The sequence below is a fragment of the Cereibacter changlensis JA139 genome (assembly GCF_003034985.1).
In the GTDB taxonomy this organism is placed as follows: Bacteria; Pseudomonadota; Alphaproteobacteria; order Rhodobacterales; family Rhodobacteraceae; genus Cereibacter; species Cereibacter changlensis.
Window position 1 is genome coordinate 1 of sequence record NZ_PZKG01000134.1, and the last position, 10,070, is coordinate 10,070.

Genomic DNA, 10,070 nt, shown 5'->3' on the forward strand with positions numbered 1-10,070 from the left:
CCTCAAGAAGCTGGCCGTGCCCTTCGCGGGCGGCCTGCTGGCGGGTGTTGCTGGTGCGGGTCTGACCGGCGTCGCGCAGAGGGCGCAGGAGGTGGCGCGGGGTGTGGCCGAGATCGGCGACGAGGCCAAACGGGCGGGCATGTCGGCGCGGGAGTTTCAGCAATGGCGCTTCGTGGCCGAGCAGAACCGTATCGGCGTTGACAGCCTGGTCGATGGCTTCAAAGAGCTGAATCTCCGGGCCGACGAGTTTATCGTCACCGGCGGCGGCTCTGCTGCCGAAGCTTTTCAGCGTCTGGGCTACAGCACCACCGAGCTGGCGGAGAAGCTGAAAGACCCCAGCGCGCTCATGTTGGAGATCATGGGGCGGCTCGAACAGCTCGACAAGGCCGCGCAGATCCGGATTGCTGATGAGATTTTCGGGGGCTCCGGTGGCGAGAGATTTGTTGAGTTGCTGTCGCAGGGCGAGGCCGGGATCAGGCGCACGATTGGCGAGGCAAATGCGCTTGGCATTATAATGGACGATGAACTTATTGCAAAGGCCGCGGAGGTCGATCGGCAGTTCAACGCGATCGCCTCGACGGTCGGGACCGCGCTGAAGTCCGCAATCGTCTCGGCGGCGGCGAGCCTTGGCGACTTCCTCGACGGCTTTCGCGAGTTCCAGAACCAGCAGGACAGCACCCTTCAGGCCCGGCAGGGCCAGATCATGCGCGAAAAATCCGAACAGGCGGCGATCCTTCAGAACGCGCCCGGAGGCCGGAACGGCGCGCGGGCGAAGGCAGTCGTCGAACAGCGGCTTCGCGAGCTGAGCGAAGAGGAAGATCAGATCATCGCCGTTCTGACCAGCCGCACCGAGCAGCGGTGGCGACCGAAGGCCGATACCTGGGCTCCGCCCCCGACCACACCCGCAACCCCCGGAACGGGAACGGGCCGGGCGGGCGGCGGCGCGCGCACGGCTGACGAATACCAGCGCGCCGTGGCGGCGATCCGCGAAGAGACGGCGGCGCTGGCGGCGGAGGAGCAGGCGCTGACCAGCGCGGCATCGACCGGGCGGCGCTATGCGGATATGCTGGAATACGCACGCCAGCGCGCCGACCTGCTGACCGCTGCGCAGCGCGAGGGCAAGGCGATCACGCCCCAGCTCGAAGCCGAGATCGACCAGCTCGCCGGTGCCTACGTCACGGCGGGCGACAGCGCCGAACAGGCAGCCGAGCGGATTCGCTCTATCGAAGATGCGGGGAAACGTGGCGCGCAGGTGCTGAGCGACATCTTCGTGAACGTCGCGACTGGGGCGACCACCGCGCAGGAGGCCATCGGCCAGCTCTTGGCGGAGTTGCTGAAACTCGCGCTTCAGAAGCGCCTCATGTCGTTGCTGGGCGGCGCGGGCGGTGCCGGGGATTCCATGCTGGGCACCCTCATGGGCTTTCTGGGCGGCGGCTTCGCGGATGGCGGCTACACCGGCCACGGCGGGAAGCACCAGCCCGCTGGGATCGTGCACCGGGGTGAGTATGTCATGTCGAAGGCAGCCGTCGCCCGGCTTGGGGTGCCCGCCCTCGAACAGCTCCACCGGGGCGCGCTGCGGGGCTATTCCGGCGGCGGGCTTGTCGGGGGTGCAGCCGGCGGCGCGTCGCCCGCCCTCGCCCGTCCTGCGGCTTCTGCGCCGTCGATCACCATCGCGCCGACCATCCAGGTCAACGCCACCGGCGGGACGCCCGAGAGCAACGCGGATCTCGCCAAGAGGATCGCCACCGAGACGGAAGGCTCGATGCGTGCGCTTGTTCGGGATGAGCTGACCCGCCAGATGCGCCCCGGCGCCATGTTCAACCAAGGGAGACGCTGAAGCTGATCGTCAGCACGGAAACGAAAAGACCCAGCGCTTGAACGCTGGGCCTTAACGTGTTGACCGGATAGCTTACTTCCGACAGTAACGTGGAACACGTTAAACCGGCATCAGCCACGCTGCAAGCGGAAACTGCGGCCGTGTAGGAAGCCGCCTACAGGCCCGCATGAGTGCCTGCGCGGGCAACCCCACCCGGAAGAGCTTAGCGGGCCTCTACGGGCTTCCTGTGAGTCCCTGCGGCGGCACACTTGTGTGCGCCTATGGTGGGTGCCCCCCGCGTCCGGAATGTCTTCTACCCCGGAGAAAGCCTGCCCGTAGGCGGGCCTCCACCCCGGAGGATGGGAATCCAGAACCTTCTCCGGGAGGGAGTCCTGCAAATCGTTCGCGAGCGAAGCGAGCGGGCAAGGCCCGAAGGGCCGCGCAGGGAGCCGCCGAAGGCGGCGAGTGCTTGATAGCCCGGAGCATGTCAGGGGACATTCTTCCCCCTTTTATACTCTCTCTTACTCTACGTGTCATATAAGGAAAAATGTCCCCTGACCGGCAAATGTCCCCTGACAGGAGATTGCCCCCTGACTGGGAAAATGTCCCCTGACGGCCAAGCGAAACCCTGTTGACTGCCTATTACTGTAACCTTACATTTTCTCCATCGCAACCCGCACAAGGACCACCCCATGAACAACCCCAAGAACCTCCTGACCTCCGCAGAGCGTCACGAGCAGCTTCGAGCCATTGCAGCCGCGAAAGGCGGATGGACTGTCGCCGAGACATTGGCGCACCTGATCAACGCTGAGATCGCGCGCGGCACCATCCCGGACGAGCTGCCCGGCATCACCATCAGACGCGTCGCTAACGGGGTGCTGATCGCCCTTGATCCGGAGAGCCCCGCCGTCCTGCCGCTGGAGAGCGCCCGAGCGCTTGGCGAGCTGGTGGCCGATCTTGCGGACGCGACAAGCCGCCGCTCCGGCGAGTTCAACCTTCAACATGGCTTCATGACTGCCCGGCGCGGACAGGCCGTGCAAGTCGCTGTGCCTCTTGGAGGCGAGACGAGAAACTTCTCTCGCGACCTTGCGCGGGACTTCGCGCGGCTGGTGCTGGTGGAGGTGGACAAGGCCCCGACCGCCAACGCCGCATAAGAAAAGGCCGGTGTTGCAGCACCGGCCCTTTAACAAAAGGAGATTGGTTTGTTTCGACTTCCTGAAGATACCGCCCCTCTGCCCCCTAGGCAAGAGTCGCCGCGCGAGCTGACGCAGTCCCATCTAGATATACTCGACGAGATCGGTCGCATTGGGGAGTCGCTAGGCGAGGAATCAGAGCCAGCAATTAAGGCCGAGTTTGTTCTGGCTATGGACTCTGACCTCTCATCTGCCGAGCGAAGCGTGATCGCCGACATGATGGCCGAAGATGGGCCTTTGTCTGCCGACGATCTCGCAGAGGCGCAGGCGCTCAATCAACAGATTGCCGCGATGACCCCAGCCGAGCTTGAGGCGGAATTTGGCCCAAAGGCTGATCTCGCTTCAGCGGCGCAGCAGTATTTGGACAAGCACTACAGCGAAAACCTGGAGCGCTGGCGCGAACGGGATCGCGTCCGCTACGCCACCGACAAAGGCGGTCCGGTGCGGAGCTATCGGCGCGATCTAGCTACTCTGACCCCCGAGGAGCGCTTGGCACACCGGCGGGCGCAGAAAAAAGCATCGAAGGCCAAGCGCGGCCCTGACCAAGTGCAGAGGGAGCGGGAGGCGAACAAGGTCGATCAGCAAAACCGCCGCAGGGACAAGCGGCAGATTGAAGACGCAGAACGGGCGAAGCTGGCGATCTTCTGAACAGCCCAACAGGTAGTAAGTCATGACTTACTTACAATAAAATCAATGGCTTAGGCTAAAATCGAACTTGATTTAGGCCTGACGTCCTGCGAGTCTCGGGGCATCAAACCCTGAACCGCGAGCGCGACATGACCAACGAACCGACTGAGCATTATCTGAGCGATGAGGCCTATGACCGGCTGATCACCGAGTTGCTGCGCGTAGATCAGCTTCCCGTGGATCGCGCGAGCTGGATCAAGATCAACCTGGGCGAGATCGCGAACGTCTGGCCGGAATCCGTTCGGCCCGACGAGGCGGAGGCCGCGTGAACAGCGACGACCGGGCCGCGCACAGGATCCTATAAGAATCCTATAGAATCCTACGTTCTTCCTACGAAGGTCTCGCTATAGGCGAGTCACTATCCACCCCAACCCCAGAAGGAGACGACCATGACGACCACCACTATTACCACCTTCGAAGCGTTCCGCGAGGCCCGCGAGTCCCGCCACGCTATCGATGTTGCGCTCCGTAACTTCGTCCTTGCTTTGAATGATGACGAGGCGGCCGACATGCTTATGATGCTTAACCACCACCCTAGCGCCCGTGTGCGCGGTGCCGTGGATGCTTTCCTTCGCGAGTGCGAAGAGGCGGCATGATGGGCACCCGTTCGCATTATCTCCCGAGCGCCCGAGCGCTGCACATGATGTCCGATCCTGACCGGGGCGCGATCCTCGACTACCACCTTCGCCAGATCGAAGATGAAATTTCAGGTATCCAGTCTGGTTACATCACGGTCAACCATAAGGGACGGGCGCACTACCTGAGCCTCGCTCGCGCTAGGATGCGCCGTCTGGTCAAGTTGGCGCAGTCCTTCGGTTACTGGGAAGACGAGCCTGAACACGTCGCCACTGCCGAAGCAGCCTGAGATAGACCGCCTACCCCCGCGCTGCGCTGCACTCCGGATCGCCCCGCCCCGCAACGTCGTTCTTCTAGAGCCGTCGAATCGAGGCCCTGCCAGCACCCCGGCGGGGCCTTCGCATATCGTGCCGATCTCACTCTCGCAGCTCCGCCTAGGCGATGTGGATCAGCCACAAGACTGTAACACACGCCATCCATCAGAACCGGCTAAGCTGTTGATTTTGTTGAAATAAAGGATGATGGTCGGAGTGGAGGGATTCGAACCCCCGACATCCTGCTCCCAAAGCAGGCGCGCTACCAGACTGCGCTACACTCCGTCAGCGGCTTCCTACAGCCGAAAACGCGGGTTGGAAAGCCGTTATTCGGCGCATGGCCAGGCGGCGGCAGACTGGTCGAGGCCCGGGTGGCGCAGCACGGTGCCGGGCGCGATGCCCATGCGGCGCGCCAGCCCGCCGTTGATCTCCAGCACCGCGAGGATGCCGTCGCCGCCGGGGATGGCGGTCTCGTCCAGCGGCACGGCGTTCTCGTGCACGGTCTTCACCGTGCCGTCCGGCCCGGCGAAGATCATGTCCAGCGGGATCAGCGTGTTCTTCATCCAGAAGCTGGCGGGCTGAGGCTGCTCGTAGAGGAACAGCATGCCATGCGAGCGTGGCATCGACTCGCGGTTCATCAGCCCCTGCGCCCGCTCGCCGGGCGTGTCGGCGATCTCGACCGTGAAGCGTGCCGAACCGCCGGGGCCGCGCAGCTCCACCGTGTCCTCGCGGCAGGCTGCCTGCGCCAGACCCGGAGCCAGCAGCAGGGCGAGGACGAGCGACTTCATTCCGGCTCCCGCGCCGCGGCTTCCCAGGACACCACCTGCACCGCCATGCGGCCGCGCTTGCCCTCGATGATCCTGAGCGCCACCGCCTCGCCCGCGGCCAGATCGGCGAAGCCGGACATGCGCAGCACCTCGACGTGGATGAAAACGTCTTCCGAGCGGCCGAAGACATTGGCGAAGCCGAAGCCCTTGCCCTTGTCGAACCACTTCACCCGGCCGGGCTCCAGCGGGCGGGCCGCGATCTCCTCGGGGGTGGCGAGCTCGCTGTCCTCGCTGAGGTGGAAGGCGGTGCCGACCGGCGGCTCGATCTTGAGCACCTCGACCGCCTGCACCCCGCGCTGGGTCATCTGGACCTTGACCGAGATCCCGGCGCCATCGGCCACCGAGCTCTGCCCGTAGTTCCGCAAGACGTTGGCGTGCAACAGGATGTCCGCCCCAGACTCTTCCGTCACGATGAAGCCGAAGCCTTTCGCGGGGTCGAACCATTTCACCCGGCCATGCACGGTCTGCAGAGCCTTATCGTCATCAATCATGTCCAGAGCCGTTTCCCCAGATGAGCCCCCAGGCTATCAGTAGTGCCGTCAATCGGACGGCGGATTCAAGTCCAAAACTCTCACAAAATTCTCACCTTTACGGAGCGAAGCCTGAAGCTCACGGGTTCAACCGCTCGATTTTCCAGCCTTCTTCGGGCGTGGATCTTTCCCACCGGAACCGGTCGTGCAGACGGAACGCGCCGTCTGCCCAGAACTCGATCTCGAGGGGGGTTATCCGCACACCACCCCAAAACGCCGGTCGCGGCGGGTTTGTTCCTTTGCTCGCCGTGACTTTGGCGACCTCGGCCATCAGCGCGGTGCGCGACGACAAAGGCTGGCTCTGCCGCGAGGCCCAGGCCCCCAGCCGGCTCTTCAGCGAGCGCGAGGCGTAGTACTCGTCGGCCTGCGGCCCCTCCTCGCGCGAGGTCAGGCCGCGCACCCGGATCTGGCGGCGCAGCGACTTCCAGTGCAGCACGAAGGCGGCCTTGCCGCTGACCTCGATCTCCCGGCCCTTGCGCGAGGTGTAGTTGGTATAGAAGACGAAGCCCGCCGGCTCGATATCCTTCAGGAGCACCATGCGCACGTTGGGCAGTCCCGTCCCGTCCACCGTGGCGAGGGCGATCGCGTTGGCGTCGTTCGGCTCCAGGGGCTCGGCCTCGGCCAGCCAGGACCGCGCGATGGCGAAGGGATCGTCGCCTGCAAAGATACCCGATCTGTCCATCCGCCCGCTCTCCCGAAAACCCCGGCCAAGCCGGCCGCGCCGCAAGGCTAGACCCCTCGCCCGCCAGCGGCAAGATGCGCCATGTCCCGCGCCCTTGATGCGCCGCGCGGGATCGCCTAAACCACTTCATCAACGCATCGAAAAAAGGCGAGGCTCTTCCCATGTCCAACGGCTTGCTGGCAGGAAAACGCGGGCTCATCATGGGCCTGGCCAATGACAAATCCATCGCCTGGGGCATCGCGAAATGCTGCGCCGACCAGGGGGCGGAACTGGCCTTCTCCTATCAGGGCGAGGCGCTGAAGAAGCGGGTCGAACCCTTGGCCGCCAGCATCGGCTCGACCACGATGATCGAATGCGACGTGGCCGACGAAGGCTCGCTCGACGCGCTCTTCGCCCAGCTGAAGGACAGCTGGGGCACGCTCGACTTCGTCGTCCACGCCATCGGCTTCTCCGACAAGACCGAGCTGCGCGGCCGCTATGTCGACACCTCGGCGGCGAACTTCCGCATGACGATGGACATCTCGGTCTATTCCTTCACCGCCGTCTGCCAGCGCGCTTCCGCGATGATGCCCAATGGCGGCAGCCTGCTGACCCTGACCTATTACGGCGCCGAGAAGGTCATGCCGCATTACAACGTGATGGGTCTGGCCAAGGCCGCGCTGGAGACCTCGGTGCAATACATCGCCGAGGATCTGGGCAAGGACAACATCCGCGTCAACGCCATCTCCGCCGGTCCGATCAAGACGCTGGCCGCCTCCGGCATCGGCGATTTCCGCTACATCATGAAGTGGAACGAGCTGAACTCGCCGCTGCGCCGCAACGTGACGCAGGAAGAGGTCGGCAAGGCCTCACTCTACCTGCTCTCGGATCTGGGCTCGGGCACCACCGGCGAGGTGCTGCATGTCGATGCGGGCTATCATGTCGTCGGCATGAAGGCGGTCGATGCGCCCGACATCGACGCCACGAAGAAAGACCACTGACATGACGCTGGCAGCGTTCATCGCCGCATGGGCGCTGCATCTGGCCGCCGCCGCGAGCCCCGGCCCCGCCGTGCTGATGGCGGCGCGCACCGGGATCACCGAAGGCCTGCGCACCGGCGTCTTCCTCGGCGTGGGCCTCGGCCTCGGCGCGGTGTTCTGGGCCTGCGCCGCGCTCTTCGGCTTGGCGCTGCTGTTCCAGACCGCCCCCGCCCTGCTCTGGGGCTTCAAGCTCGCCGGCGGGCTCTATCTCTGCTGGATCGCGCTGCAGATGTGGCGCCACGCCGCCACGCCGCTCGACATGGGCGAGACGGGGCGGCTGCCGCGCAGCCCGCTCTCGGCGCTGCGACTGGGGCTGCTCACGCAGCTCTCCAACCCGAAACCCGCCGTGTTCTTCGGCGCGGTCTTCCTCGGCACCGTGCCTGCCGGCGCCGCGCCCTGGGTCATCGCCGCCCTGCTCGGCGTCGTCTTTCTCAACGAGGTCGCCTGCAACGTGCTTGTGGCGCGGCTCTTTTCCTTCGACCGTCCCCGGCGCGCCTATCTCCGCCTGAAGGCAAGCATCGACCGTGGATTCGGCGGCCTGCTGGCCCTTCTGGGCCTCAAGATCGCTGCCACCTAGGAGAGCACCATGAACGATCGCCTGCCCCATGAAAAAGGCTTCCACGTCAGCTGGGACCAGATCCACCGCGACGGCCGCGCCCTCGCCTGGCGTCTGGACGGGCTCGGCCCCGACAACGGCGCCTGGCGCGCCGTGGTGGGCATCACCCGCGGCGGGCTGGTCCCGGCGATGATCGTCAGCCGCGAGCTCGACATCCGCACGGTCGACACGATCAGCGTGAAATCCTACAACCACCAGACCCAGACCGCGCCGCATGTCATCAAGGCCCCGCAGGCCGAGCTGATGGGCGACGGCACCGGCATCCTCGTGGTCGACGATCTGGTCGACAGCGGCAAGACGCTGGAACTGGTGCGCAAGCTCTATCCCAAGGCGCATTTCGCCACGGTCTATGCCAAGCCCTCGGGCCGGCCGCAGGTCGATACCTATATCACCGAGGTCAGCCAGGACACCTGGATCTTCTTCCCCTGGGACATGGCGCTGCAATACGTCGAGCCCTACCGCGGCAAGGACTGACCCTGCTCCGGCGGCCGCAGCGCCGCCGGCCCCCGCATCGGAAGCCCTTGCACCGGGCGGCAAAGCTTGCTCCAACAGGGCGACCCTTGCCCGGAGCCCGCCCGATGACCCTGCCGCTCAACCCCGCCATGGCCGCGACCTTCCCGCCCCCGGTGATGGAGGCGCGGCGCTGGCTGGCGGGCGCGGTCTTCCCGCCCGACCGCCCGCTGCTCAACGTGAGCCAGGCCGCCCCGGTCGATCCGCCGCCGATGGCCCTGCGCGAGGCGCTGGCCGAGGCGGCGCTGCACGACCCGCAGGCGCATCTCTACGGCCCGGTGCTCGGCCTGCCCGCGCTGCGCGAGGAGATCGCCGCGCAATGGTCGGCAGCCTACGGCGGCGCCATCGCGCCCACGCAGGTCGCCATCACCCAGGGCTGCAACCAGGCCTTCACCGCGGTGATGTCCACCCTCGCCGGCGCGGGCGACGAGGTGATCCTGCCGACGCCCTGGTACTTCAATCACAAGATGTGGCTCGACATGCAGGGCGTCACCACCCTGCCGCTCGCCGCCGGCCCCGGCCTGATCCCCGACCCGGAGGCGGCGGCGGCGCTCATCACCCCGCGCACCCGCGCCATCGTGCTGGTCAGCCCCAACAACCCCGGCGGCGTCGAATACCCGGCCGAGACGCTGGCGGCCTTCCGCGACCTCGCCCGCAGCCGCGGCCTCGCGCTGATAGTCGACGAGACCTACCGCGATTTCGACAGCCGCTCCGGCGCGCCGCATGATCTCTTCACCGATCCGGACTGGCCCGACAGCTTCATCCAGCTCTATTCCTTCTCCAAGGCCTACCGGCTGACCGGCCACCGCGTCGGCGCCGTGGTCGCCTCCGAGGCGCGGCTGGCCGAGGTCGAGAAATTCCTCGACACCGTGGCGATCTGCCCGAGCCAGCTCGGCCAGATCGGCGCGCTCTGGGGCATGCGCAACCTCGGGCAATGGGTCGCGGGTGAGCGGGCCGAGATCCTCGCCCGCCGCACCGCGATGACCGGCGGCTTCGCCGCGCTCACCGGCTGGCGGCTCCTTGGCTGCGGCGCCTATTTCGCCTATGTCGAACACCCCTTCGCCCTGCCCTCCGACCAGCTCGCCAAGCGCCTCGTGCACGAGGCGGGCATCCTCATGCTGCCCGGCACCATGTTCCAGCCCGAAGGCTCGCCCGAGGGCCAGCGCCAGCTCCGCATCGCCTTCGCCAACATCGACACCACCGGCATCACCCAGCTCTTCGCGAGACTCGCCGCCCTTCCCCCCACCACCCTCTCCTGACATTTTCTGTCCTCAAATATCCTCGGGGTGGGGGTCCGGGG

13 protein-coding genes and 1 tRNA gene are annotated in these 10,070 nt (G+C 65.9%); 10 read left to right on the forward strand and 4 right to left on the reverse strand.

The annotated features are described in order from the left end of the window. The 6 genes from C5F48_RS19200 to C5F48_RS19230 all read left to right on the forward strand — a co-directional run. On the forward strand, positions 1–1,837 hold a 1,837-nt coding region (locus tag C5F48_RS19200; protein ID WP_107665428.1), incomplete at its 5' end, for a hypothetical protein. A gap of 671 nt (positions 1,838–2,508) precedes the next feature. Then, entirely contained in the window at positions 2,509–2,970 is a 462-nt protein-coding gene (locus C5F48_RS19210) for a hypothetical protein (RefSeq protein WP_107665430.1), read from the forward strand. 243 nt (positions 2,971–3,213) lie between these two features. After that, positions 3,214–3,657, forward strand: a complete 444-nt coding sequence (locus tag C5F48_RS19215) for a hypothetical protein (RefSeq protein WP_146170651.1) — start codon at positions 3,214–3,216, stop codon at positions 3,655–3,657. A 128-nt stretch (positions 3,658–3,785) separates the two neighbouring features. Next, positions 3,786–3,965, forward strand: a complete 180-nt coding sequence (locus C5F48_RS19220; RefSeq protein ID WP_107665432.1) for a hypothetical protein — start codon at positions 3,786–3,788, stop codon at positions 3,963–3,965. 120 nt (positions 3,966–4,085) lie between these two features. Beyond that, entirely contained in the window at positions 4,086–4,292 is a 207-nt protein-coding gene (locus tag C5F48_RS19225; protein WP_107665433.1) for a hypothetical protein, read from the forward strand. After that, positions 4,289–4,561 carry a hypothetical protein gene (locus tag C5F48_RS19230; RefSeq protein WP_107665434.1) on the forward strand — a complete coding sequence of 91 codons (273 nt, stop codon included), beginning with the start codon at positions 4,289–4,291 and terminating at the stop codon, positions 4,559–4,561. The genes C5F48_RS19225 and C5F48_RS19230 overlap by 4 nt, the downstream gene beginning before the upstream one ends. Before the next feature lie 233 nt (positions 4,562–4,794). Here the strand turns inward: C5F48_RS19230 and C5F48_RS19235 are convergent. The 4 genes from C5F48_RS19235 to pdxH form a co-directional block, all read right to left on the reverse strand. Then, a tRNA-Pro gene (locus C5F48_RS19235) sits at positions 4,795–4,871 on the reverse strand. Between the two features lie 41 nt (positions 4,872–4,912). Further along, positions 4,913–5,374 (reverse strand): DUF192 domain-containing protein, encoded by a 462-nt coding sequence (locus tag C5F48_RS19240; protein ID WP_107665435.1) that lies wholly within the window; start codon positions 5,372–5,374, stop codon positions 4,913–4,915. Then, on the reverse strand, positions 5,371–5,904 hold the full coding sequence (locus tag C5F48_RS19245; RefSeq protein WP_107665436.1) for a cold-shock protein: 534 nt from the start codon (positions 5,902–5,904) through the stop codon (positions 5,371–5,373). The genes C5F48_RS19240 and C5F48_RS19245 overlap by 4 nt, the downstream gene beginning before the upstream one ends. A gap of 118 nt (positions 5,905–6,022) precedes the next feature. Then, a complete protein-coding gene (gene pdxH, locus C5F48_RS19250) occupies positions 6,023–6,625 on the reverse strand; it encodes a pyridoxamine 5'-phosphate oxidase (RefSeq protein ID WP_107665437.1) in 603 nt (200 codons plus the stop codon). A 161-nt stretch (positions 6,626–6,786) separates the two neighbouring features. Here pdxH and fabI point away from each other — a divergent pair, with 161 nt between their 5' ends. From fabI to C5F48_RS19270, 4 genes are all read left to right on the forward strand, one after another. Then, positions 6,787–7,605 (forward strand): enoyl-ACP reductase FabI, encoded by an 819-nt coding sequence (gene fabI, locus C5F48_RS19255; RefSeq protein WP_107665438.1) that lies wholly within the window; start codon positions 6,787–6,789, stop codon positions 7,603–7,605. 1 nt (position 7,606) lies between these two features. Then, positions 7,607–8,221 carry a LysE family translocator gene (locus C5F48_RS19260; RefSeq protein WP_107665439.1) on the forward strand — a complete coding sequence of 205 codons (615 nt, stop codon included), beginning with the start codon at positions 7,607–7,609 and terminating at the stop codon, positions 8,219–8,221. Positions 8,222–8,230: 9 nt separating this feature from the next. Then, complete coding sequence (gene gpt / locus C5F48_RS19265) at positions 8,231–8,734, forward strand: xanthine phosphoribosyltransferase (protein ID WP_107665440.1); 504 nt, start codon at positions 8,231–8,233, stop codon at positions 8,732–8,734. A gap of 104 nt (positions 8,735–8,838) precedes the next feature. Next, positions 8,839–10,029, forward strand: a complete 1,191-nt coding sequence (locus C5F48_RS19270) for an aminotransferase (protein WP_107665441.1) — start codon at positions 8,839–8,841, stop codon at positions 10,027–10,029. Positions 10,030–10,070 lie beyond the last annotated feature (41 nt).